The 24,782-nt window shown below is 60.8% G+C and carries 20 protein-coding genes; 15 read left to right on the forward strand and 5 right to left on the reverse strand.

Annotated features, from left to right (window positions below; all coding sequences use genetic code 11):
* Positions 1-4: 4 nt before the first annotated feature.
* The 6 genes from HGP17_RS19020 (at position 5) to galE (ending at position 6,773) form a co-directional block, all read left to right on the forward strand.
* A complete protein-coding gene (locus tag HGP17_RS19020; RefSeq protein WP_168811814.1) occupies positions 5-2,215 on the forward strand; it encodes a 3-hydroxyacyl-CoA dehydrogenase NAD-binding domain-containing protein in 2,211 nt (736 codons plus the stop codon).
* A gap of 99 nt (positions 2,216-2,314) precedes the next feature.
* Positions 2,315-2,758: a nuclear transport factor 2 family protein gene (locus HGP17_RS19025; RefSeq protein ID WP_168811816.1), complete on the forward strand. Its 444-nt coding sequence runs from the start codon at positions 2,315-2,317 to the stop codon at positions 2,756-2,758.
* Between the two features lie 222 nt (positions 2,759-2,980).
* Positions 2,981-3,547, forward strand: a complete 567-nt coding sequence (locus HGP17_RS19030) for a TetR/AcrR family transcriptional regulator C-terminal ligand-binding domain-containing protein (protein WP_168811818.1) — start codon at positions 2,981-2,983, stop codon at positions 3,545-3,547.
* A gap of 253 nt (positions 3,548-3,800) precedes the next feature.
* Entirely contained in the window at positions 3,801-4,226 is a 426-nt protein-coding gene (gene mscL / locus HGP17_RS19035; RefSeq protein ID WP_168811820.1) for a large conductance mechanosensitive channel protein MscL, read from the forward strand.
* A gap of 145 nt (positions 4,227-4,371) precedes the next feature.
* Complete coding sequence (locus HGP17_RS19040; RefSeq protein ID WP_168811822.1) at positions 4,372-5,538, forward strand: pyridoxal phosphate-dependent aminotransferase; 1,167 nt, start codon at positions 4,372-4,374, stop codon at positions 5,536-5,538.
* Between the two features lie 200 nt (positions 5,539-5,738).
* A complete protein-coding gene (gene galE, locus HGP17_RS19045; protein WP_168811824.1) occupies positions 5,739-6,773 on the forward strand; it encodes a UDP-glucose 4-epimerase GalE in 1,035 nt (344 codons plus the stop codon).
* Between the two features lie 15 nt (positions 6,774-6,788).
* Here the strand turns inward: galE and HGP17_RS19050 are convergent, their stop codons facing one another.
* Complete coding sequence (locus tag HGP17_RS19050; protein ID WP_168811826.1) at positions 6,789-7,715, reverse strand: LysR family transcriptional regulator; 927 nt, start codon at positions 7,713-7,715, stop codon at positions 6,789-6,791.
* A 173-nt stretch (positions 7,716-7,888) separates the two neighbouring features.
* Between HGP17_RS19050 and HGP17_RS19055 the strand changes: the two genes are divergently transcribed.
* The 8 genes from HGP17_RS19055 to mmsB all read left to right on the forward strand — a co-directional run bounded on the left by HGP17_RS19055 (position 7,889) and on the right by mmsB (position 16,432).
* Positions 7,889-9,097, forward strand: a complete 1,209-nt coding sequence (locus tag HGP17_RS19055; protein WP_168811828.1) for an ABC transporter substrate-binding protein — start codon at positions 7,889-7,891, stop codon at positions 9,095-9,097.
* Between the two features lie 15 nt (positions 9,098-9,112).
* Positions 9,113-9,895, forward strand: coding sequence for an ABC transporter ATP-binding protein (locus HGP17_RS19060; RefSeq protein ID WP_168811830.1), 783 nt, complete (start codon positions 9,113-9,115; stop codon positions 9,893-9,895).
* Between the two features lie 2 nt (positions 9,896-9,897).
* On the forward strand, positions 9,898-10,599 hold the full coding sequence (locus HGP17_RS19065; protein ID WP_168811832.1) for an ABC transporter ATP-binding protein: 702 nt from the start codon (positions 9,898-9,900) through the stop codon (positions 10,597-10,599).
* A gap of 3 nt (positions 10,600-10,602) precedes the next feature.
* Positions 10,603-11,490, forward strand: coding sequence for a branched-chain amino acid ABC transporter permease (locus HGP17_RS19070; protein ID WP_168811834.1), 888 nt, complete (start codon positions 10,603-10,605; stop codon positions 11,488-11,490).
* 1 nt (position 11,491) lies between these two features.
* Positions 11,492-12,475 carry a branched-chain amino acid ABC transporter permease gene (locus HGP17_RS19075; RefSeq protein WP_168811836.1) on the forward strand — a complete coding sequence of 328 codons (984 nt, stop codon included), beginning with the start codon at positions 11,492-11,494 and terminating at the stop codon, positions 12,473-12,475.
* Positions 12,476-12,637: 162 nt separating this feature from the next.
* Positions 12,638-14,233 carry a GMC family oxidoreductase N-terminal domain-containing protein gene (locus HGP17_RS19080; RefSeq protein ID WP_168811837.1) on the forward strand — a complete coding sequence of 532 codons (1,596 nt, stop codon included), beginning with the start codon at positions 12,638-12,640 and terminating at the stop codon, positions 14,231-14,233.
* 39 nt (positions 14,234-14,272) lie between these two features.
* Positions 14,273-15,331 (forward strand): enoyl-CoA hydratase/isomerase family protein, encoded by a 1,059-nt coding sequence (locus HGP17_RS19085; RefSeq protein WP_168811839.1) that lies wholly within the window; start codon positions 14,273-14,275, stop codon positions 15,329-15,331.
* A 219-nt stretch (positions 15,332-15,550) separates the two neighbouring features.
* Positions 15,551-16,432, forward strand: a complete 882-nt coding sequence (gene mmsB, locus HGP17_RS19090) for a 3-hydroxyisobutyrate dehydrogenase (protein WP_168811841.1) — start codon at positions 15,551-15,553, stop codon at positions 16,430-16,432.
* Positions 16,433-16,522: 90 nt separating this feature from the next.
* Here mmsB and HGP17_RS19095 read toward each other — a convergent pair whose 3' ends face one another.
* The gene (locus tag HGP17_RS19095) at positions 16,523-18,592 is read right to left on the reverse strand and encodes an ATP-dependent helicase (RefSeq protein WP_168811843.1); all 2,070 of its coding nucleotides are present in this window, start codon (positions 18,590-18,592) and stop codon (positions 16,523-16,525) included.
* A 276-nt stretch (positions 18,593-18,868) separates the two neighbouring features.
* Between HGP17_RS19095 and HGP17_RS19100 the strand changes: the two genes are divergently transcribed.
* The gene (locus HGP17_RS19100; RefSeq protein WP_168811845.1) at positions 18,869-19,744 is read left to right on the forward strand and encodes an SMP-30/gluconolactonase/LRE family protein; all 876 of its coding nucleotides are present in this window, start codon (positions 18,869-18,871) and stop codon (positions 19,742-19,744) included.
* 107 nt (positions 19,745-19,851) lie between these two features.
* Here HGP17_RS19100 and secD read toward each other — a convergent pair whose 3' ends face one another.
* From secD to HGP17_RS19115, 3 genes are all read right to left on the reverse strand, one after another.
* Entirely contained in the window at positions 19,852-22,410 is a 2,559-nt protein-coding gene (secD, locus tag HGP17_RS19105) for a protein translocase subunit SecD (protein WP_168811846.1), read from the reverse strand.
* 93 nt (positions 22,411-22,503) lie between these two features.
* Positions 22,504-22,923, reverse strand: a complete 420-nt coding sequence (locus tag HGP17_RS19110) for a hypothetical protein (RefSeq protein ID WP_168811848.1) — start codon at positions 22,921-22,923, stop codon at positions 22,504-22,506.
* Between the two features lie 159 nt (positions 22,924-23,082).
* Positions 23,083-24,579 carry a glycosyltransferase family 39 protein gene (locus tag HGP17_RS19115; RefSeq protein WP_168811850.1) on the reverse strand — a complete coding sequence of 499 codons (1,497 nt, stop codon included), beginning with the start codon at positions 24,577-24,579 and terminating at the stop codon, positions 23,083-23,085.
* Between the last annotated feature and the right edge of the window lie 203 nt (positions 24,580-24,782).

Below are 24,782 nucleotides of genomic sequence, written 5' to 3' on the forward strand. Positions count from 1 at the left end.
CCCAATGGTCTATACGAATTTTACCGTCGAAACGGACGCAGACGGCATCGCCCTCGTCACCTGGGACATGCCCGGCAAATCCATGAACGTCTTCACCGCCGAGGTGATGGACGAGCTGAACGCCGTCATCGATGCGACTGTCGCCGATGCCGCCGTCAAGGGCGTGGTCTTCACCTCTGGCAAGTCTTCCTTCTCCGGCGGCGCCGATCTCTCGATGATCAAGTCGATGTTCTCCTTCTATCAGGAGGAAAAGGCGAAGGATCCGGCAGAAGCCGCAAAGAAACTCTTCGATCTTGTCGGCCGCATGACCGGCCTGTTCCGCAAGCTCGAAACCTGCGGCAAGCCTTGGGTTTCGGCCATCAACGGCACCTGCATGGGTGGCGCTTTCGAACTGTCACTGGCCTGCCACGGCCGCGTCGCGTCGAACGACAAGAGCGTCAAGATCGCGCTGCCTGAGGTCAAGGTCGGCATCTTCCCCGGCGCCGGCGGCACGCAGCGCGTGTCACGCCTGACGGATGCGCAGTCCGCCCTGCAGATGATGACGACGGGCCAGTCGCTGACGGCGGCACGGGCCAAGGCAATGAACCTCGTGCATCAGGTGGTCGAGCCGGATCAGCTGATCTCCGCCGCCAAGCAGATGATCAAGGACGGCCTGAAGCCTATCGCGCCTTGGGACGAAAAGGGCTTCAAGGCACCGGGCGGCGGCATCTGGACGCCGGCCGCAGCACAGCTCTGGCCGGCAGCGCCTGCCATCCTGCGCCGCGAGACCTCGGGCAATTATCCGGCGGCACTCGCCATACTCAAATGCGTCTATGAAGGCCTGCAGGTTCCCTTCGATACCGGCCTGAAGATCGAGCAGCGCTATTTCACCCATGTGCTGCAGACGACCGAAGCCTATTCGATGATCCGCTCGCTGTTCATCTCCATGCAGGAGCTCGGCAAGGGCGCGCGCCGCCCGGCAGGCCAGCCGAAGACGGAGCTGAAGAAGGTCGGCGTCGTCGGCGCCGGTTTCATGGGCGCATCCATCGCCTATGTGACTGCAGCCGCCGGCATTCCCGTCACGCTTATCGACCGTGACATCGAAGCCGCGACGAAGGGCAAGGGCGTCGGCGAGGGGCTGGTCAAGGATTCGATCGGTAAGGGAAGGCTGACGCAAGATGAAGGTGCTGCTCTGCTCTCCCGCATCACGCCATCCTCAGATTATGCCGATTTGAAGGACGCAGATCTCGTCATCGAGGCGGTGTTCGAGGATCGCGAAGTCAAGAAGGCTGTCATCGAGGCTGTTGAGGCCGTATTGCCGCCCGGCGCCGTCTTCGCCTCCAATACCTCGACCCTGCCGATCACCGGCCTTGCGAAGAATTCGAAGCGTCCGGCTGATTTCATCGGCGTCCACTTCTTCTCGCCTGTCGAGAAGATGATGTTGACGGAAGTCATCCTCGGTAAAGAAACGGGCGACCGGGCCATTGCCGTCGCGCTGGACTACGTCTCCGCCATCAAGAAGACGCCGATCGTCGTCAACGACACGCGCGGCTTCTTCGTCAATCGCTGCGTCTTCCGCTACATCCATGAAGCCTATGACATGCTGATCGAAGGCGTGCCCGCTGCCATGATCGAGAATGCCGCCAAGATGGCCGGCATGCCGGTCGGGCCTCTGGCGCTCAACGATGAAGTCGCCATCGATCTCTCCTACAAGATCCTGAAGGCGACGGTTGCTGATCTCGGCGAGAAGGCCGTCGACCCGCGTCACATGCAGCTTGTTACCGGTCTGGTGGAGCGCGAGGGCCGCCTGGGCCGGAAGAACGCCAAGGGCTTCTATGAGTATCCGCCGAAGCCGGCCAAGAAGTCGCTCTGGCCGGGCCTCAAGGATCTCTATCCGCAGAAGAAGGCCGATGATGTCGATGTCAACGTGCTGAAGCAGCGCTTCCTCGTGACCATCGCGCTCGAAGCGGCCCGCACCATGGAAGAGGGCATCGTCACCGATCCGCGCGAGGCCGATGTCGGCTCCATTCTCGGCTTCGGTTTTGCGCCCTATACCGGTGGGGCGCTGTCCTACATCGACGGCATGGGCGTCAAGACGTTCGTGAAACTCTGCGAAAAGCTGGCCGCAGCTTACGGTCCGCATTTCCAGCCGACGGCACTGCTGAAGGACATGGCCGCCAAGGGCGAGACTTTCTATGGACGTTTCGATCCATATGCGGCCAAGAAGGCGGCCTGAGGCAATAAGTCATAGGTGATCAAAATAATGGGCCGGTCCTGTCGGGAGCGGCCCTTTTCATTCGTCCTACGTTCAGACAAGCAAAACGAGGAGAATGACATGATCGAGATCATCGGCAATCGTCACGAGGCTGACGCGATCAATGCAGTGATTGCAAGCTGGGCCTCCGCGCTCGGCAAGAAAGATGCCGCTGGCGTCGTCAGGCATTTGAGCGACGATATCGTCAGCTTCACGCTGGCCCCACCTCTCGTTTATAAAGGCAAGGGCGAAGAGGGTCTGGAAAGCTGGTTTTCGACCTGGGAAGGACCGATCGGCGGCGATGCCGTCGATGTCAGGCTGACCGTCGGCGATGATGTTGCCTTCTGGACCGGTCTTGTGCGGATGACGGGCCGAAAGACCGATGGAATCGACGTCGATCTTTGGTTTCGCCAGACGCTCGGCCTCAGAAAGGAAGAGAGCGTCTGGACAATCGTCCATGAGCACACATCGGTGCCGTTTGCGATGGACGGAAGCGGCCTTGCCGAGCTGAAGCTCAAACCGTAAGCGTATTCTTACATTAATTGGCAGCCCATCCGGCTGATCTTCAACACGATCGGCAATATGCCATTTGAAGCACCGCAGCGTCGTATGTCCGACGCTGCGGTGTAAGCGCCATCAGGCAAATCCGCCGCCCATCCATTAAAACCAGCGCCTTCATCCCCATATTGAGGCATATCGCGGCGCAGAACTTGCCGCAAACGACATGGGAAAGATCGGCAAGAGCATATGGGTCACAGGGAAAATCCCCGTCCAGGCGGGCGCAGCGCCAGAGTCCAGGCGGCCGTGCATCAATCGGTGCGCGATATGCTGACGACAATGGACCGGTCCGATATTACGATCCCTTCGATTGCGCAGCGCGCCAATGTCACTCCGTCGACGATCTATCGCCGCTGGGGCGATCTCCAGGCGCTTCTCGCTGACGTTGCCGCCTCGCGCCTGCGGCCGGAATGCGAGCCGGCCCGGATCGGCACTGCTCGCGAGGATCTGCAGGCCTGGGTGGAGCAATATGCCGATGAAATGACCTCGGGCGTCGGGCGGCAGATGCTGAGAGACGTTCTCTCGACCACGGACGCGAGCAATGCGGAGAAATGCAGCGGTTACACACAACAGCAACTGGCGGCCTTCGTTGCGCGCGCAGAAGCGAGCGGTGAGCCCTTTCCCACCGTGGCGGAGCTGATGGATTATGTGATCTCCCCGATCATCTATCGCATCCTTTTCGACCAGACGCCTGCCGGGGATCATATAGGCAAGCTTATCGACAAGGTGATGCCGGAAAATGCTCCTAATGCTTGAAGCATTGGCGGTTGAGGCAGGCGACTCACCCAAGCTCCGGTGAAGTGCTCGTTCATGGCGACGGATTTTTTGTCGGCAACCATCGAACAAGAGCGGGAAGTTGTGAGCGATGAAATGGCCGTATGGGCCGCTTTATCGTGGGATATACCTGCCTGATCCGAGCCTTGAGCCAATTTGCTGTTGAAAAATAAGGAAAAAGATGGATGCTAAACATCACAAGTGAATTCAACGGCAACGCGAAGGGGACTGCTCAATGCTTAATGAATTCAAGGCATTTATCGCCCGTGGCAATGTTATGGATCTCGCGGTTGGTGTGATCATCGGCGGCGCTTTCGGCGGTATCGTGAAATCATTGGTTGACGATATCATCATGCCGATCGTCGGTGCGATTTTCGGCGGCTTCGACTTTTCGAACTACTTCATCGGTCTCTCCTCGGCGGTCAACGCGCCGACGCTGGCAGCCGCCCGTGCCCAGGGCGCCGTGTTCGCTTACGGTAACTTCATCACGGTCCTCATCAACTTCCTGATCCTTGCTTGGATCATCTTCCTGATGGTCAAGGGCGTGAATACGCTGCGCGCTCAGGTCGAGCGCAAGGAAACCAAGGTCACGGAAGCAGCGCCGCCTCCGGCAGACGTTCAGCTGTTGACGGAAATCCGCGATCTTCTCGCACGGCGCTAGCAGCTTTTCATTTTAGTCTTTTCAGAAGCCTCGGTCCCAAAAGGGCCGAGGCTTTATTCATCACCAAAATCGATTGATCGCTAAGGCAAAGTCATAGGATTTGTCCGCTGCTCTGCTTTATGAAGGCAGAAACCGGAGACCTTGCATGCCGATACTGGACAGCCTCAGCCCGCGCGCTCTCGCAGCGCCTGAAAGCGGGATCGTTGAAGTGGTGAATTATGCTCGCGGCCGCGAAGGTCTGCTACCGCTGTGGGTCGGCGAGGGCGATCTGCCGACACCGGATTTCATCAATCGCGCCGCCATGGCCTCGCTCAACGCGGGCGAGACCTTTTACACCTGGCAGCGCGGTATTCCGGAACTGCGCCAGGCGCTCGCCGATTACTACGGCCGGCATTTCGGTACGTCGCTGCCGATGGAGAATTTCTACGTCGTCGGTTCCGGCATGCAGGCAATCCAGCTTTCCGTGCAGGCGATCACCTCTCCCGGTGACGAGATGGTCTATCTCTCTCCGGCTTGGCCGAACATCGCCGCCGCGCTCGAGATTGCGGGCGCTCGTTCCGTGCCCGTGCCGCTGCAGTTCGAGCACGGCAAATGGTCGCTCGATTTGGGACGGCTGGAAGCCGCGATCACGCCGAAAACCAAAGGCCTCTTCATCAATACCCCGTCGAACCCGACGGGCTGGACCGCGACCCAGCAGGATCTGCGCGATATCCTCGCCTTGGCGCGCAAGCACGATCTCTGGATCATGGCCGACGAAATCTATGCGCTTTACTACTATGCGGGCGGCCGCGCGCCGAGCTTCCTCGACGTCAAGGACGCCGACGACAAGATCCTCTTCGTCAATTCCTTCTCGAAAAACTGGTCGATGACCGGCTGGCGTGTCGGCTGGATCGTTGCTCCGGCCGAACTCGGGCAGGTGATCGAAAATCTCGTTCAATATTCGACCTCCGGCGTCGCGCAATTCATGCAGAAGGGCGCAGTCGCAGCCTTGAACGAAGGCGACGATTTCGTGCGCTCCAACATCGCCAAGGCCAAGCGCTCGCGCGATATCCTCTGCGACGCGCTGATCGCCACCAATCGCGTGCATACGCTGAAGCCGGATGGCGCGCTTTATTCCTTCCTCAAGATCGACGGCGTCACCGACAGCCGCAGGGCGGCCATCGACATCGTCGACAAGACCGGCGTCGGCTTGGCGCCAGGAACGGCCTTCGGGTTGGGCGGTGAGCTCTTCATGCGCGCCTGCTTCCTGCGCGATCCAGTGCAGGTGACAGATGCTGCCGAGCGACTGAGTCGATATATTCAGAGCTTGTGATATACAGAAAGGGGCGGTATTGATGCTTTGACCGCCCGTTTTTGGTCCGCGCGTTTCCTGGATCGATAAAATGCAACCAATCCAGGAAGTCTTGCCGTAACCATTCCTGCAATCTTTCTCGTTTCTCTCCCATTTTTAATCAATTTCGCAGCAGAGACAGCCTCATATGGCACTGACAAGACTTGGCGGGGACGCGAAGAATGACGGTGTTGGTGACCGGCGGAGCCGGATATATCGGCAGCCACATGGTCTGGAGATTGCTTGACGCGGGCGAGGACGTCGTTGTTCTCGATTGCCTGTCGACGGGCTTTCGCTGGGCGGTGCCGCCAGCTGCCCGCTTTTATCTCGGCGATGTCGCTGACGAAGCGCTTCTGCGTCAGATTTTTGCCGAAAACGATATCGAGGCCATCATCCATTTCGCCGGCTCGGCCGTCGTGCCGATGTCCATTGAGGACCCGCTCGCTTACTACGAGAACAATACCGGCAAGACCCGTATCTTGATGAGTGCCGCCGTCCGAGCCGGCATCCGTCATTTCGTCTTTTCCTCGACCGCCGCCGTCTATGGCCAGCAGCCGGCGGACAGGCTGGTTGCCGAAGATGCGCCGTTGCGGCCGGAATCGCCTTACGGCCAATCGAAGCTCATGTCGGAGCTTATGCTGCGCGACGCCGCTGCGGCTTACGATTTCAGCTACGTGGCGCTGCGCTATTTTAACGTCGCCGGTGCGGATCCCGAGGGGCGCGCGGGTCAATCGACCGATGGGGCGACCCACCTCATCAAGGTGGCCTGCGAGGCTGCGCTCGGTCGCCGCCACCGGGTCAATGTCTACGGTACGGACTATGCAACGCACGACGGCACCGGTGTCCGTGACTACATCCATGTCAGCGATCTTGCAGAGGCACATCTGCTGGCGTTGAGGCATCTGCGCGGGGGCGGGTGTTCGCTGGTCGCCAATTGCGGTTATGGCATGGGCTATTCCGTGCTCGACGTGCTCAACATGGTCATGCGCGTACACGGCCGTACCTTCCCGATCCATGTCGCGCCGCGCCGGCCAGGCGATGCGGCAAGCGTGGTCGCCGACGCGACAGTTGCGCGTCGCGAACTGGGTTGGTCGCCGAAACACAACAGCCTCGAAACGATCGTGCGTTCGTCGCTGGACTGGGAGCTTCGTCTTGTGGAGCGAGGAGGGTTCGATCCCGCCGGGCTCAAGAAGATATGCGCCGCCCCAAGCATCTGACGGCCCGCATGAGCCTTAGCCGTCCTTATCGCACCATGGTCCTAGAAAAGCCGGCGCATTCTGCTGCACCGCTTCCGTCAGGAAGTCGATGACCGTGCGCACGCGCGGCGACTGACGAAGGTCACGGTGGCAAGTGATCCAGTAATGGCGTTTCAGATCGACCTCGTGTGGCAGCACCACCTGTAGATCCGGATGCTTGCCGGCGATGAAGAAGGGTAACACGCAGAGGCCGAGGCCATTCTTCGTCGCCGTCAGCTGGGCAAAGATGCTCGAACTCTGGAATTGCGGCTTGATGCGCGGGTGCACGTCGCCGAGATAATCCAGCCCCGGCGCGAAGATCATATCCTCGATATAGCCGATGAAGGCGAAGTCGGGCAGATCGTCGCGGCTTTCGATTGGCAGATGCCGGGCAAGATAATCGCGCGATCCATAGACCTGCAGATGGTAGTCGCTGAGCTTCTCGGTGAAGTAGGGACCGGCCTTCGGCGGGTCGAGCACCACGACGATGTCAGCCTCCTTGCGCGAAAGCGACATGATCTGCTGGATGGTGATCAGCTCCAGCGAAATGTTCGGATGCCGTGCGGTGAATTCGGGTAGCACGCCGGTGAAGAAGAAGTTGGAAAATCCCTCCGGCGCGCTGATGCGCACGACACCCCGTTGTGCCGCCGACCCTGCGGAAAGATCGGCGCGCAGGCGCTCGGTTTCCTGCTCCATGCGCTCGGCCGTGTCTATAAAGCGCTGGCCCATCGATGTCAGCATATAGCCGCGCGGATTGCGCTCGAACAGCTTGACTTTCAACGCGAATTCCAGCCGGTCGATGCGGCGCGAAACCGTGGCATGACTGGTGCGTAGCTGCCTTGCGGCGGTCGAAAGCTGCCCCGTTCGCGCAACGGCCAGAAAGAACTGCAGGTCATCCCAGGTGAAGTGCGGCGCGTTCTTCATGCCTCTCCCTTCTGTTCAAAAATGAACAGACATTGTTTGGAATTAGTTGCAATCCCGACTTGCGTCAACGCGCGATTTCCGTGATCTTGGCCGCGGGAAAAGTCGTTTTGAGGAAAGCGACTGGCCAATTTTGAACAGATTCGTTTTTGCCGAAATCTCTGGGAGGAGAGGATATGCGAAAGAGTCTTATTGCATCCCTGGCATTTTTGCTTGCAACCAGCACGGCGGCTTTCGCGGCCGGCCCATCCGATGGTGTCGTCAAGATCGGCATCCTCAACGACCAGTCCGGCGTCTATGCGGACTTCGGCGGTAAATCGTCCGTCGAGGCCGCCAAGATGGCCGCGGAGGATTTCGGCGGCAAAGTCTTGGGCGTACCGATCGAGATCGTCGATGCCGACCATCAGAACAAGCCCGACATCGCATCCAACATCGCCCGCCAATGGTATGATCAGGACAAGGTCGACGCGATCATGGAGCTGACGACCTCGTCGGTCGCGCTCGCCGTCCAGGCCGTTGCCAAGGAAAAGAAGAAGATCGACATCGTCACGGGTGCCGCGACGACCGATCTCACCGGCAAGCAATGCTCGCCCTATGGCTTCCACTGGGCCTATGACACCCACGCTCTTGCCGTCGGCACCGGCGGCGCGCTCGTCAAGCAGGGCGGGGACACGTGGTTCTTCCTGACTGCCGACTACGCTTTCGGCTATTCCCTCGAGCAGCAGACCGGCGACTTCGTCAAGGCGAGCGGCGGCAAGATCCTGGGCTCCGTCCGCCATCCGTTGTCGACCAATGATTTCTCGTCCTTCCTGCTGCAGGCGCAGTCGTCCGGGGCCAAGGTCATCGGACTTGCCAATGCAGGCCTCGACACGTCCAACGCCATCAAGCAGGCCTCTGAATTCGGCATCACCCAGGGCGGTCAGCATTTGGCGGCGCTGCTCTTCACGCTCGCCGAAGTCCACGGTCTCGGCCTGCAGGCGGCGCAAGGCCTGACGCTGACGGAAGGCTATTACTGGAACCTCGACGACAAGAGCCGCGAGTTCGGCAAGCGCTTCTTTGCCCGTACCGGTAAGATGCCGAACATGATCCATGCCGGCACCTATTCCGCCGTGATGCAGTATCTGAAGGCGGTGCAGAAGGCTGGCACCGATGATACCGAGGCCGTCGCCAAGGAACTGCATGAAATGCCGGTCGACGATTTCTTCGGTCGCGGCGGCACCGTCGGCGCCAATGGCCGCATGATCCACGACATGTATCTTCTTCAGGTCAAGAAGCCGGAAGAGAGCAAGGAACCGTGGGATTACTACAATGTGCTGGCGACGATCCCGGGCAAGGAAGCCTATATCGACCCAGCCAAGAGCGGCTGCGACCTCGTCAAGCAATAGGGCGCGGATCAGCCCATGACGATGTCAGCGACACATCTGCAGGAAGAACCCCGGGTGGTCTTGTCCGCCCGGGGACTGCGCCGCGACTTCGGCGGCTTCACGGCCGTCAAGAATGTCGATCTCGATGTGCAGCATGCGCGTGTCCATGCATTGATCGGCCCGAACGGCGCCGGCAAGACGACGGTGTTCAATCTGCTCACCAAGTTCATGCAGCCGACGCACGGCACGATTACGCTGCTCGGCACCGATATTACGAAGACAAGACCCGACAAGGTTGCGCGCATGGGTCTCGTGCGTTCCTTCCAGATTTCGGCCGTCTTCCCGCATCTGACGGTACTGGACAATGTCCGCGTCGCCCTGCAGCGGCCAAACAATCTCGAGCACCAATTCTGGCGGCCGCTGTCGGCCCTCGACAGTCTCAATGCGCGCGCTGAACAGCTCATTGCCTCTGTCGGCCTCTCGAAGGAGCGTGATGCCATCGCTGCCGATCTTTCCTATGGCCGCAAGCGCGTGCTGGAGATCGCGACCACGCTGGCGCTCGATCCGAAGGTGCTGCTGCTCGACGAACCGATGGCCGGCATGGGTCTTGAGGACGTAAACACAGTTTCCGCGATCATTCGCGACGTCGCGCGCGACAGGGCCGTGCTGATGGTGGAGCACAATCTCTCGGTGGTTGCCGATATCTGCCATCATGTCACAGTGCTGCAGCGTGGCGAGATCCTCGCTCAGGGCGACTATGCCGCGGTCAGCCGCGATCCGCGCGTCCGCGAAGCCTATATGGGCACGGAGGAGGCTTGACGATGGCGCCGCTTCTGGAAGTTCAGGGCCTCAATGCCTGGTACGGCGAAAGCCATATCCTGCACGGCGTCGACATGCGCGTGGACGAGGGGGAGACCATCACCATCCTCGGCCGCAACGGCGTCGGCAAGACGACGACATTGCGCACCATCGTCGGCATCGTCCGTGCCCGCAAGGGCAGGATCGCCTTCGCCGGCAAGGACATGATGCAGGTGCCGCTGCACAAGACGGCGCATCAGGGCATCGGCTTCGTGCCGGAGGAGCGCGGCATCTTCTCGACGCTCAGCGTCTATGAAAACCTGATGTTGCCGCCGGTCGTTGCCGCTGGCGGCATGACGCTCGACGAGATTTTCGAGCTGTTTCCCAATCTGCATGAGCGGCGCAACAGTGTCGGCACGAGGTTGTCGGGCGGCGAGCAGCAGATGCTCGCCATGGCCCGCATCCTGCGCACCGGCGTTCGTATGTTGCTGCTCGACGAACCCACTGAGGGCCTTGCGCCGGTCATCGTCCAGCGCATCGGTGAAGTCCTGCAGAAGCTCAAAGGTCGCGGCATGACCATCTTGCTCGTGGAGCAGAATTTCCGCTTCGCCAGCCGCATCGCCGATCGTTTCTATCTGATGGATCACGGCCAGATGGTTTCCGAGTTTCCGGTCGGCGAGCTCACAGAGCGCATGGACATGCTGCACAAAGTGTTGGGGGTCTGAGCCATGACGATGATATTCGGCATCCCCATCCAGGCGCTTCTCGGACAATTGCTGATCGGTCTCATCAACGGTTCCTTCTATGCGCTGCTGAGCCTCGGCCTCGCGATCATTTTCGGCATGCTGCGCGTCATCAATTTCGCCCATGGCGCGCTCTACATGCTCGGCGCCTTCACCGCCTATCTGCTGCTTGCCTATGCCGGCATCGGCTATTGGCCGGCTCTCGTTGTCGCGCCGCTGATCGTCGGCCTGTTCGGGGCGGTGGTCGAGCGGCTCTGCCTGCGCCAGCTTTATAAGATCGACCCGCTTTACGGATTGCTTTTCACTTTCGGCATGGCGCTGACCATCGAGGGAACGTTCCGTTATCTCTATGGCTCTTCCGGCCAACCCTATGCCGTTCCGACGGAATTGGCGGGCGCGAGAAATATCGGCTTCATGTTCTTGCCCGTCTATCGCGGCTGGGTGGTCATTGCCTCGCTGATCGTCTGCATCGGCACCTGGCTTCTGATCGAGAAGACCAAGCTCGGTGCCTATCTGCGCGCGGCGACCGAGAATTCGACGCTCGTGCAGGTTTTTGGCGTCAACGTGCCGGTGCTGTTGACCCTGACCTACGGTTTCGGCGTCGCGCTTGCCGCCTTTGCCGGGGTACTGGCCGCACCCATCTATCAGGTATCGCCGCTGATGGGCTCGAACATGATCATCATCGTCTTCGCGGTGGTGGTCGTCGGTGGCATGGGCTCCATCATGGGGGCGATCGTGACGGGCTATATGCTCGGGATTGCCGAGGGCCTCACCAAGGTCTTCTATCCGGAAGCTTCCAACATCGTCATCTTCGTCATCATGGCGATCGTGCTGCTCCTCAGGCCCGCGGGCCTCTTCGGTCGGGAGGCGTGATATGGCTGGATTAATCGGCTTGGGCTCCAAGGAGCGTCCGAAACTTTCGGTGCAGAAGCTGTTGCTGGTTCTTGGCCTCGTCGGCTTGATCTGGGCGCCGTTCTTCATCTATCCGATCTTCGTGATGAAGGTGCTCTGCTTCGCGCTGTTCGCCTGCGCCTTCAATCTGTTGCTCGGCTATGCCGGCCTGCTCTCTTTCGGCCACGCCACGTTTTTCGGCGGTGCCGCCTATTTCACGGCCCATGCGGTGAAGGAGTGGGGATTGCCGCCCGAGCTCGGCATCCTGATTGGCGTTGCCGGCGCATCGCTGCTCGGGCTTGTCATGGGCTTCGTCGCGATCCGTCGCCAGGGCATCTATTTCGCCATGATCACGCTGGCGCTGTCCTATATGTTTTATTTCTTCTGCCTGCAGGCGGAATTCACTCATGGCGAAGACGGTATCCAATCGGTGCCGCGCGGCTACCTCTTCGGCGTCCTCGACCTCAACAACTCCTTCAACATGTACTACTTCGTCCTCGCCGTCTTCCTGATCGGCGTGCTGATCATCTGGCGTTTCATCAATTCGCCTTTCGGTATGATCCTGAAATCGATCCGTGAGAACGAGCAACGGGCGATTTCGCTCGGCTATTCCGTCGCGCGCTACAAGCTTGGCGCCTTTGTCATGTCGGCGGCGTTGGCCGGGCTTGCAGGTTCCGTCAAGGCACTCGTCTTCCAGTTTGCGACATTGACCGATGTTGCCTGGCAGATGTCCGGCGAGGTCATTCTCATGACGCTGCTCGGCGGCATCGGCACGCTGATCGGCCCTCTTTTCGGTGCGGGGTTCGTGGCGACGCTGGAAAACTACCTCGCCACTTCGGAATTCCCGGTCACCATCATCACCGGCATCGTCTTCATGGTTTGCGTCTTGCTCTTCCGCCGCGGCGTCGTCGGCGAATTCTATGCCTCGCGGCTCGGACGTAAACTGGGATTTGAGTATCGGCGCTAGCGATTTGATTTTCCTTCTCCCCGTAAGCGGGGAGAAGGTGCCCGAAGGGCGGATGAGGGGCTATTACGGACTTCCAGCGAATGCTGAATTTGCCGGGCCTTCCTGCCCCTCACCCTAACCCTCTCCCCGCAGGCGGGGCGAGGGGACGACAGAGTCTCTTGAATGGATCGCTTCGACTACATCATCATCGGTGCCGGCAGTGCCGGATGCGTGTTGGCCAACAGGCTTTCGGCCGACCGCAACAACAGGGTTTTGCTGCTGGAAGCCGGCGGCAACGATAATTACCACTGGATTCATATCCCGGTCGGTTATCTCTATTGCATCAACAACCCTCGCACGGACTGGTGCTTCACCACATCGCCGGAAGCGGGCCTGAATGGCCGGTCGCTGAATTATCCGCGCGGCAAGGTGCTCGGCGGCTGCTCCTCCATCAACGGCATGATCTACATGCGCGGCCAGGCGCGCGACTACGATCTCTGGCGCCAGCTTGGTTGCGCCGGCTGGGGCTGGGACGACGTGTTGCCCTACTTCATCAAGTCCGAGGATCATTATCGCGGCAAGGACGAGATGCACGGCGCCGGCGGCGAATGGCGGGTCGAGAAGGCGCGCGTGCGCTGGGCCGTGCTCGATGCCTTCCAGGCTGCGGCCAAGGAGGCCGGCATCCCGGAGACGGCGGATTTCAATCGCGGCAACAATGAAGGTTCCGGCTATTTCGACGTCAATCAGCGCTCCGGCATCCGCTGGAACACCACGAAGGCATTCCTGCGCCCGGCCATGAAAGGCGGCAATCTCACCGTCTACACGAAAGCGCAGGTCCGCCGCCTGATCGTTGAGGGCGATGCCGTCACCGGTGTCGAATTCCAGCACGACGGTGTGGCGAAGCGCGCCTATGCCACGAGAGAGACCGTGCTTTCCGCCGGCTCCATCGGCTCCCCGCACATTCTCGAACTGTCAGGCATCGGCGACGGCGATGTGCTTCGCAATGCCGGTATCGACGTCGTGCGCGACGTCAGGTCGGTCGGCGAAAATCTGCAGGATCACCTGCAGCTTCGCATGGCTTACAAGGTGACTGGTGTTCCCACGCTCAACGAGAAAGCAACGAAGCTGATCGGCAAGGCGGCGATCGGCCTTGAATATCTCATCCGCCGCTCAGGCCCGATGGCGATGGCGCCGAGCCAGCTCGGCATCTTCACCCGCTCAGGTCCCGATAAGGAAACGCCGGATCTGCAATACCATGTGCAGCCGGTCTCGCTCGACAAATTCGGAGATCCCGTCCATCCCTTTCCAGCTATCACCGCCAGCGTCTGCAATCTCAGACCCGAAAGCCGTGGCTCGGTGCATGTGCGTAGCCCCGATTTCGCGCTGCAGCCGGCCATCAGCCCGAACTATCTTTCCGCTCAGCGTGACCGGGAGATCGCCGTTCGCTCCATTCGCCTGACGCGACGGATCGTGGAGCAACCCTCGTTCGCCCGCTTCCGGCCCGAGGAGTTCAAACCGGGACCGGCCTATGAGACGGATGCGGATCTGGAGCGGGCCGCCGGCGATATCGGCACGACGATTTTTCACCCGGTCGGCACTTGCCGCATGGGCAGTGACGCCCAAAGTGTTGTGGATGCCCGCTTGCGGCTCCGGACATTGGCAAGGCTGCGCATCGCCGATGCGTCGATCATGCCGTCGATCACATCGGGCAACACCAACTCGCCCACGATCATGATCGCCGAAAAGGCCGCCGAGATGATCCTTGCCGACAACAGATGACGCGTTATTCGTGGTCAAACGCAAGGACAGGAGATTTGCATGGATAGCACGGACGAGGTCATCATCGAGCGGCGGGGGGCGGCCGGGATCGTCAGGCTCAATCGCCCGAAGGCGCTGAACAGTCTGACCCTGCCGATGGTGCGGACGATCGCATCGGCCCTGCGTGATTTCGCCGTCGATCCTGCCGTTGCGAGCGTTATCGTCTCAGGCGAGGGGGAGCGCGGTCTGTGTGCCGGCGGCGACATACGCCTGTTGCACCAGAGCGGCAAGGACGGTTCCGGGAAGGCGGAGACCTTCTGGCGCGAGGAATTCCTGCTTAATCATGCGATCTCGCGCTATCCAAAGCCCTATGTGGTGCTGATGGACGGCATCACCATGGGCGGCGGTGTCGGCCTCTCGGCCCATGGCAGCCATCGCGTCGTGACCGAGCGGACGCGCCTCGCCATGCCGGAAACCGGCATCGGTTATTTCCCGGATGTCGGCGCCACCTGGTTGTTGCCGCGCGCACCGGGCGAAGCCGGCACCTGGATGGGGTTGAGCGGCGTTGCCATTGGTGCAGCCGATGCCATTCATGCCGGCTTTGCCGATCACTGCGTGTCGTCATCCGCGCTGCCGGATCTGATCGATGCCGTTGCGGCGCTTCCCGTCTCGATCTCTGCGGCGGATATCCATGCATTGATCGAGACGATGGCGACGGATGCGGGCGAGAGCCGGCTTGCGGCAAACCGGGATATGATCGACCGGGCTTTTGCCGGCGAAACCGTCGAAGACATCCTGCAGGCACTGGCGGACGAAACGGGAGAGTTTGCCGCCGAAACCGCAGGTGTCATTGCCGGCCGCTCGCCGACCAGCCTGAAATTGACGCTGCGTCTGCTGCGGGCGGGAAGGGTGAGCGCCGATCTTGCCGAGTGCCTTGATCGCGAACTGGGTGCCTGCATGGGCATATTGCACAATCACGATTTCTACGAAGGTGTGCGCGCTGCCGTCATCGACAAGGATCGCAATCCGAAATGGTCGCCGGCCAGCCTCTCAGATGTCACGGCTGCGGATATAGACCGCTTTTTCGTCGCGGCCCAACCACTACTTTTCGGGAGCTAGAGCAATTCCAGGAAAAGTGCGCAGCGGTTTTCCGTCAGGAATTGCGCGAGAACAAAGAGATAGAGCGGTTCGGGGATTCCGTGAAAAGCTGAACCGCTCTAAACGGCTCATCACAGAGTTTTCGAGCCGCTTTATCGGATTACCTTTGGCAAGTTCGGAACGGAAAGCCGCTCTGCATCTTTTCCGGAATTGCTGCCACGGATCATGGGAGGAAACATCATGACGCAGATCGCATTTATCGGCCTCGGCAATATGGGAGGCCCGATGGCCGCCAATCTCGTCAAGGCCGGCCATGCCGTTGCTGGTTACGACCTCTCGCATGATGTGTTGAAGGCCGCGGAGGCGACGGGTGTAAAACCCGCGAGCGTGCTGACCGAGGCTCTCGCCGATGCCGAGGTGGTCGTGACCATGCTGCCGAAGGGTCAGCACGTGCTCACCGTCTGGACCGATGTGCTGCGCTCCGTGCCGAAGGGAACTCTGTTGATCGACAGCTCCACGATCGATGTCGACAGCGCCCGCAAGGCTCATGCGATGGCGGCCGAAGGGGGCTGCCTTTCGCTCGACGCGCCAGTCTCCGGCGGCACAGGCGGCGCTGCTGCCGGCACGCTGACCTTCATGGCTGGTGGTTCGGCCGAAAGCTTCATGGCCGCCAAGCCCTTGCTCGACGTGATGGGCAAAAAGATCGTTCACTGCGGCGATGCCGGTGCCGGTCAAGCCGCGAAGATCTGCAACAACATGATCCTCGGCATTTCCATGATTGGAGCCTGTGAGGCCTTCGTGCTTGCCGAAAAGCTTGGTCTCTCGCATCAGGCCCTCTTCGATGTCGCGTCCACTTCGTCAGGCCAGTGCTGGTCGATCAACACCTATTGCCCCGTGCCCGGCCCCGTGCCGACGTCGCCCGCCAACAACGACTACAAGCCGGGCTTTTCCGCAGCCTTGATGCTGAAGGACCTCAGGCTATCTCAGGAAGCGGCGCTCTCCAGCGGCGCATCGACGCCGTTGGGAGCGGAAGCCGCGCAACTCTACGCGCTCTTCGAAAAGCTCGGCAATGGCGGTCGCGATTTTTCGGCGATCATCGAGATGTTTCGCGAGACGAAGTGAGGATCCGTGTCATGGGCTAGGGTGAGGGGGCAGGCACGAAAGCGCGGCGTCGTCGAACATGACCGATCTGCCGACCTCAATCGCTTCAACTCACCGCCACATGCCCCGCATACGCGCCCCGACATCGACCCTTACCTGCCGCGCCCGAATGGCGGCCGGGCTTTCGGCCCGCGCCTGCGGCCAGCCACAGACCTCGAAGAACTGCAGCAACGTCGCCGGAATGAAGCGGGTACGCGAGGCAAAGACGTGCTTGTCGCCCTGCGCATGCTGGCCATGCACGAAGAAGCGCTGCGGAATGACGAGATCGAGATTGTCTTTCGCCCGCGTCATCGCAACATAGAGCAGCCGCCGTTCCTCCTCGATTTCGGCGGATGATCCGACGGCGAGATCGGCGGGAATGCAGCCGTCGACGGCGTTGAGGATGAAGACTTTCGTCCATTCCTGCCCCTTGGCGGAATGGATGGTCGAGAGGATCAGATAGTCTTCGTCGAGCAAAGGCACACCGGCCTGATCGCTGGTGGCGTCCGGTGGGTCGAGCGTCAACTCGGTGAGAAAGCGCTCGCGCGAGCCATAACCGGCGGCGATCTGCTCAAGCTGGATGAGATCCGCCAGCCGTGTCGATGCATCCTCGTGTACCCGCTCCAGATGCGGCTCGTACCATTGCCGAACCAGGCCGATTTCCGCCGGCCAGCCGGCCTTGCCGCTCTTGATCTCCCGCATCGTCTCGACGAAGGCGGTCCAGTCGTCTCCCGTGCGGGGTGGCGGTGGCAGCTCGGTGAGCGCCGTGATCGGGCTTGCCTCTTCGCCGATATGATCCAGCACGCGCTGGGCTGTCGAAGGGCCGACGCCGGGCAGCAGCTGCATCAGCCGGAAACCCGCCACGCGGTCGCGCGGGTTCTGGGCAAAGCGCAGCGCCGCCAGCATATCCTTGACATGGGCGCTGTCGAGGAACTTCAGCCCGCCGAATTTGACGAAGGGAATATTACGCCGGGTGAGTTCCACTTCCAGCGGGCCGCTATGGTTCGAGGTGCGGAAGAGCACGGCCTGCTGCTTCAGCCTTGCGCCGCCCTCGCGATTTTCCAGCACCTGGTCGGCGATGTAGCGCGCCTGGTCGGCCTCATCGCGCACCGTCACCAGTCGCGGCCGCTCCGTGCTTTGCCGCTCGGTGCGCAGGTTTTTGGTGAAACGCTCGGAGGCAAGATCGATCACGGCATTGGCGGCAGCGAGGATCGGCTGCGTCGAGCGGTAGTTGCGGTCGAGGGTGACGATATCGGCCGAGGGCGTGAAGGCCTTCGGGAAATCGAGGATGTTGCGCACGGTCGCGGCGCGGAAGGAATAGATCGACTGCGCATCGTCGCCGACGACGGTCAATCCGCGCCCATCCGGCTTCAAAGCCAGCAGGATGGAGGATTGCAGCCGGTTCGTGTCCTGATATTCGTCGACAAGCACATGATCGAAGCGGCTGCCGATATCCTCGGCGATCAGCGGCTCCTGCAGCATATGCGCCCAGTAGAGCAGCAGGTCGTCGTAATCGAGCACGTTCTGCACCTGCTTTGCCTCGACATAGGCAGCGAAAAGATCGCGCAGCTGCTGCTCCCACATGGCACACCACGGGAAGTAATCCTTCAGCACGCCGTCGAGGGGCGCTTCCGCATTGACTGAACGGGAGTAGATGGCAAGGCATGTCGCCTTTGTCGGGAAGCGGTTCTCTGTCTTCGAGAAGCCGAGGTCGTGGCGCGCCAGGTTCATCAGGTCGGCGCTGTCTTCCCGGTCGTGGATCGTGAAGACGGGATCGATGCCGATCTGCTCGGCATAGTCCCTGAGCAGGCGCGCGCCGATGCCGTGGAATGTTCCCGTCCAGGCAAGCGCATCGGCGGTGATGCCGGCGTTGGCGCCCAGAACTTCACGGCAGATCCGCTCCACGCGGCGACCCATTTCGGCCGCGGCGCGGCGCGAGAAGGTCATGAGCAGTATGCGGCGAGGATCGGCACCCTTTACGATCAGATGCGCGACGCGATGGGCAAGCGTGTTGGTCTTGCCGGAGCCTGCCCCGGCGATAACAAGCAGAGGCCCGGCGACATGACCGTCACCCGCCGTCGTGCCATGCTCCACGGCCAGCCGCTGCTCCGGGTTCAATTTTTCCAGATAGGCGGCGCTCATGAGATCTCCTGAATGCGTCGGATGAGGAATGGCCGGGCGCAACCCGCGACGAATCGCAGCGGCATGATTATCCAGACGTTCTATGGATGTTCCGAATCGGCCGAACCTGTCAAGCTTGACCGGATCCGCACGCAGATGTGACTTTGCAGGCGAGAATCTTATTCGAACGACGATGGCTCAGGCTCGAAAACAACTTTCTTCATTCTTATGTATCAATTTAGCTCGGCGATTTGAGTTTTTGGGGCTTCGTAGTGCGTACAATGAAGGTTTCAAACCATGGACGAAACGATTGCCACTGGGCTGCGTCTGCCTAGCGGGCTCGTGGCTTTGCAGGATGGGCGTTTCGCGCTCGTCGAAATGGATACCAGCCGCCGCTGTCTGAAGCTTTTCGACACGAGCGGGGCGCATCAGGAAATTTGCCGAATCGGTGGCAGCCCGACAGGGATCGCCATCGATGGTGATGGATGTTTTTGGGTTGCCGATGGCCCGGAGAACTCGCTTGTCCGGCTGTCGCCGCAAGGCCGCGTCCTTCAGGTGATCGAAGGGAGCGCCGACGGCCCGTTCCTGCATCCGAATGCGCTCGCCTTTGGCCCCGACGGCCTGCTGTACATGACCGATTCCGGCATTCGCCTCGATGATCTCCTTGAGGGCGGCCGTATTCACCCCGATTTCTTCAAGGCCGCCTATAATGGTTGTGTCTATCAGATCGATCCAGCAGATGGCCGGGTCATCAGGGTCCTCGCTGCCGGCCTGCTGTTCGCAAGCGGAATCGCGTTCGACGCCAATGGGCTGCTTTATTACAGCGAAACGCTGACAGGCAAGGTTCATCGGCAGATCATCGGCGGGCGGCAGGAGCTGTTCGTTCAGTCGATGACATCGCCTGCCATCAACATGCTGCGCGGCCCCTCCGGCCTCGCCTTCGACCGCAGCGGTGTCCTTTATTGTGCGATGTACGGACTGGGTGAGATTTCGCTTGTCGACACCGAAGGTCGCATGGCTGGCCATATCCGTACGAACGGCACGCGGCCGGGCAGCATCGCTTTTACCATCGATGGTAAGCATTTGCTCGTCAGCGAGCAGGAAAACGGCGTGGTGGAGAAAATTACGGCGCCGCGCCCGGGGCTGCCGTTGCATATGCCGACCATTTCCTGATCCGGCCTATTAGGCGCACCGCGACGTCCAATATTCGCTATCTGCGCTGCAAGTCGTTGAGAACATGCCCGAAAGCCGGGCATGTTCTTTTTCGATGAGACTGTCGCTTATTCCGCGGCAGGTATCTGCTTGTTGCCTTTGCCGGACTTGTCGTCAGCCGGCGTCGCATCGTTGGCGACGGGCTTGGCATGGCGACGACGCCAGTCACCGAGGAACAGCAGGATCGGCGCTGCGATGAAGATCGACGAGGCGCCGGCGACAAGGATGCCGAACACCATCGGGATCGCGAAGCTGGAGACGGCGCTGCCGCCCCAGATCGCCATCGGCACCAGCGCCAGGAAGGCGGTGGCGTTGGTGTAGAGGCTTCTTGCCAGGGTCTCGTTGATCGATTTGTCGATGATCTCCCGCAGCGGCATCGACTTGTAGAGCCGCATGTTTTCACGCATGCGGTCATAGACCACGACCTTGTCGTTCACCGAGTAGCCAACCAGCGTCAGGATCGCCGCAATGGCCGTCAGGTTGAAGTCGAGGCCGGTAATCGCGAAGAAGCCGATCGCCTTGGTGACGTCGAGCACCAGGGTGACGATGGCGCCGACCGCGAACGGCCATTCGAACCGCACCCAGATGTAGACGAGCATCGCCAGGCTGGCGATCACGACGGACAGGATGCCGGCCCAGGCAAGCTCGCCCGAGACCTTCGGACCGATGACATCGGTGCCTTCGATGCTTGCGCTCGGGTCGATCTTGATGATTTCAGCCTTGAGCTTGGTCACCGCCGCCGTCTGCGCTTCTTCGCCGCCGTCCTGCCGCTGGGCGCGGACAAGGATGCTGTTGTTGTCGCCGAAGGACTGCAACGCGATTTCCCCGAGACCCAGCGTGTTCAAGCCTTCGCGGAAGGTCGACAGATCGGCCGCGTCCTTGGTCTTGACCGACATCTGGATGCCGCCACGGAAATCGACGCCGTAGTTGAGGCCCGGATGGAAAAACAGCACTACCGAGGCAAGCGACAGGATCGCCGAGACGGTGATGCCGAAGAAGCGGGCCTTCATGAACTGGATGTGCTTGTCATAGGGGCTGAAGGGGATCAGCGGCTTGATGGTGATCACCTTCAGCTTGCGGCGGCGGGTGATGGCGATCATCACGACACGCACGAAGGCGACGGAGGTGAACATCGAGATGATGAGGCCGAGACCCATGGTCACGGCAAAGCCGCGAACCGGGCCGGAGCCGAAGTAGAACAGGATGGCGGCGGCAATCAATGCCGTCATGTTGCCGTCGATAATCGTCGAATAGGCCTTCTTGAAGCCGTTATCGATGGCGGCGAAGGCGCCGCGACCCTTGCGGGTTTCTTCACGGATGCGCTCATTGATGAGAACGTTGGCGTCAACCGCAAGGCCGATACCAAGCACGATACCCGCGATACCGGGCAGCGTCAGCGTGGCACCGACCAGGGTCAGAGCCGAGAAGGTGAGGACCGTGTGGATGAGCAGTGCAACATTCGCAAGGATGCCCCAGGTGCCATAGAGCACGAAGATGAAGGCGGCGACCAGGACGAAGCCGACCAGGCCGCTGTAGATGCCCTTCTGGATGGCGTCGGCGCCGAGGTCAGCACCGACGGTGCGTTCTTCGATGACGGTGAGCTTGGCCGGAAGTGCACCGGCGCGCAGCAGGGCCGCAAGCGTGGTGGCGCTGTCTGCGGTGAAGTTGCCCGAGATCTGGCCCGAACCGCCGGTGATGGGCTCGCGGATATTCGGCGCGCTCAGAACCTTGTTGTCGAGGACGATGGCGAAGGGCTTGCCGACGTTTTCGCGGGTGATTTCCGCAAAGCGGTTGGCACCGGCGCTGTCGAAGCGGAAGGTGACGAGCGGCTCATGCGTGTTTGGGTCGAAGCTGACGCGGGCGTCCGTCAGACGGTCGCCGGACAGTTCGATGCGGTCGAGAACCGGGTAGCTGTTGCCCTGCTCGTCCTTGAGGATGGTGACGCCGGGAGGCGGGTTGTTCGGATCGGCATTGTCGGCGAGCAGATGGAAGGACATCTTCGCGGTCGAGCCAAGCAGTTCGCGCAGGTGCGACGGATCCTGTGCACCTGGAAGCTGGACGAGAACGCGGTTCGGACCGACGCGCTGAATGGTCGGCTCGGCAACGCCGACCTGGTCGACGCGCTTGCGGATGACTTCAAGGCTCTGCTGAACGGCGGAATCGACGTTGGCCGAAATGCCTGCCTGCGAGAAGGACATGGCGATCGTGCCGCCGTTCGGCGTGATCGTCAGATCGGACTGGCCGGCCGAGAGGCCCGAGGTGATCGTGTTGGAAAGCGTCTGCAGCTGCGTGACTGCATCGCCGCTCTGCGCGGGATCGGTCAGCGTCACGACGACCTGGTTGCCGTTGCGGATGATCGAGCGGGTCTGGATATTCTTGTCACGCAGGACACGGCGCGAATCCTGCTGCAGCGATTGCAGCCGACCGTTGGTCAGGTCCTTTTCGTCGACTTCAAGGACGAGATAGGAGCCGCCGCGAAGGTCGAGGCCGAGCGAAACCTGGCTATGCGGCAGCCAGTTCGGGATTTTGCTGAGGGTCGACTGCGGCAATACGTTCGGCAAGGCAATGAGAATGCCAAGCACGATGATCACCGAGTAGAGTGCCACCAGCCATGGTGAAGTGCGCATGGGTATTATCCTTGGAAATACACTTATGCCGGCGGTCGGGCCGCTGGCGGAGTTCAGGTCATGTCGAGAAGGCGCCGTGTTGGCGTGGACCGTTCAGGCAAAGCCGAGTGGCGGCGCGCGGGCGGAATAGGCCCGAAAGGCATGAGATTCGAGCCGCGAGGCCTCGGCTTGGTCGAGCCGCTGCCAGGGTCTGGCCAGATGGTCGAGCGAGGCGACAGGTGCAAGAGCTGCCGGGCCGACATCATGCCAGGTCGCCTTCGGCGTCGCGAGGCGATCGGCAACGACGATGCCGCGAACCGGATCGCGCATCGAAAGGTAAAGCGGCTGATTGTCCTTGCCGGAGGAAAGCGCATCCGCATCGGCGCGCGCGGCAAGATTGATGCCTCCGCCAAGCGCCAGCCCGATATAGGCGAAGAACGCGACGAACAGGGAAGCCAGCACGCGCGCTCCGGCACGATGCGGCTTCTCGTCTCTATCTTCGCTGTCGGCGGCGCCGAATTCGAGCGGGCTCAACGGTCAAAAATGCCTTCATTCCTTTGCCGGCTTGGCGTCCGGCGGTCCGGTCATGATATCAGGGCGGCTTGCGTCTTCATAGTGCGGCCTGTCATGCGGCAGTTGTGCCGGCCGGTCAACCATTTTGGCGCGATTTCTTCCGGGAGAAGTGCATCGAGATCAGGATTTGGGCGCAAGGCAGCTCGTGGGAACGCGGTAGGCATACAGCGTCTCGCCCTTCATGTCGCCAAAAGGCGGCGACCAGCTCTTGATCAGCTCGGCCTGTCCATCCGCGCAGGTGATGGGATCATTGTCGATGAAAAGGACCGGGCCGGGCAAGGTCGCGGGCAGGGAGAACTCCTGCTCGTAATAGTTCTTCGGGAAGCCGCCGAAATTGCGGGCATAGATGTGGAACGGCTTGCCCTTCAGCGTGTAGAAAAGGTCGGCAAGGATGGCGCGATCCGAGGCCACGATATCCGATATCTTCGCGGTGGTGGCGATATCGGCGACTTGCAGGCTGATGATGCTCCGGCCGACATAGCGCTTCATCACGAGATCGCCGTTCGGCAATTTGATGTCGAGAGCAAAGACCGTCAGTACCGGAATGACGAAGGCGACGACCGCGCCGATGATCAGCGACGTCCCCAATCCCTTCTTCGTCAGGCGATAAAGCAGCCAGACGGCGAGGATCGTGCCTGCGGAATAGGCGCAGACCGCCCAGTTGGCCTGGGCCTTGGCCAGAAATGCCTGCAGGGCGATCAGGACCACCACCGGCATGGACAGCCAGAACAGCAGCCTTTCCTTCTCTTCGCTCCGCCCGCGGATCAGCCGCCAGGTCGCCCACAGGAGAGCGTAGAATACGACTGGCCCGACCACGCCGAATTGTGCCCCGACGAAACCGAGCCCGTTGAGAATGTGCTTCAACACGCCCGCTCCATTGCCACCCGTGCTCCACTGGGCGATGCTTTCCGTGTGCTTTACGGTTGCCGCATCATGGGTGAGGTTCCACCATAAATTGGGAGCAACGACGATGGCGCCGGCGATGGCGGCGATGAAAACGTCGCGCCAGGTGATGCGCGCCGAGCGTAGCGTCAGCATTGCAACGCCGACCCCGGGCAAAAGGAACAGCACGGAATATTTCGTCATGAAGGCGAGCCCGAGGCTGATGCCGAGGATCAGCGCTTCGGATACCGACGAACGCCGAGTCAATCCGATGAAGGACCAGATGGCGATGGTGACGAACAGGATCTGGATCGTGTCGGTGGACACCAGCACGGCCGAGAGCGACGCAGCCGGCAGCGTGATGAAGATGACGCCTGCCCAGGGCGCGATCTCACGGCCCGTCTCGTCATCGAACAACCGTCGTGTCGTGCAGATTAGCATCAGAGCCGTGGCGAGATGGAAGAGCGGCGCTGATATGCGGATCCAGAAGGTCGAGTCCGAGCCGGAGATTGCGTTGAAGAAACGAATGACCCAGGCGATCATCGGTGGCTTCGAGTAATAGCCGAAGTCGAGATTCTGTCCCCAGAACCAGTATTGCGCCTCGTCGACGAAAAGATCGGTCCTGTTGACCAGCAACATGAGCACGCGCCAGAGCGTGACCCCGAAAATGATGGCGAGCGCCACTCTCAGGGAAAGTTTCTGGGCGCTGGTTCGGGATTGGGTCGTGTCGGACATTGCCTGCTGGATCTCGCTGCCGGGTCGTGAGGCTTAATACGGAACTATCAAGCTCAAAGCTAGCTACCGGCTGGCGAGAAAAATACTGGGCGAAAGCCTCGTCCCGAGCCTTCAAATGGCCGGGTTATAACCTGAAATCGAGTAGGTTAGAGAACGCGGGACGCAGTCTTGCCACGTGCGCCTTCGATAAGGCCCAGAAGCAT

This window comes from Rhizobium sp. P38BS-XIX, from assembly GCF_012641435.1.
GTDB lineage: Bacteria > Pseudomonadota > Alphaproteobacteria > Rhizobiales > Rhizobiaceae > Rhizobium.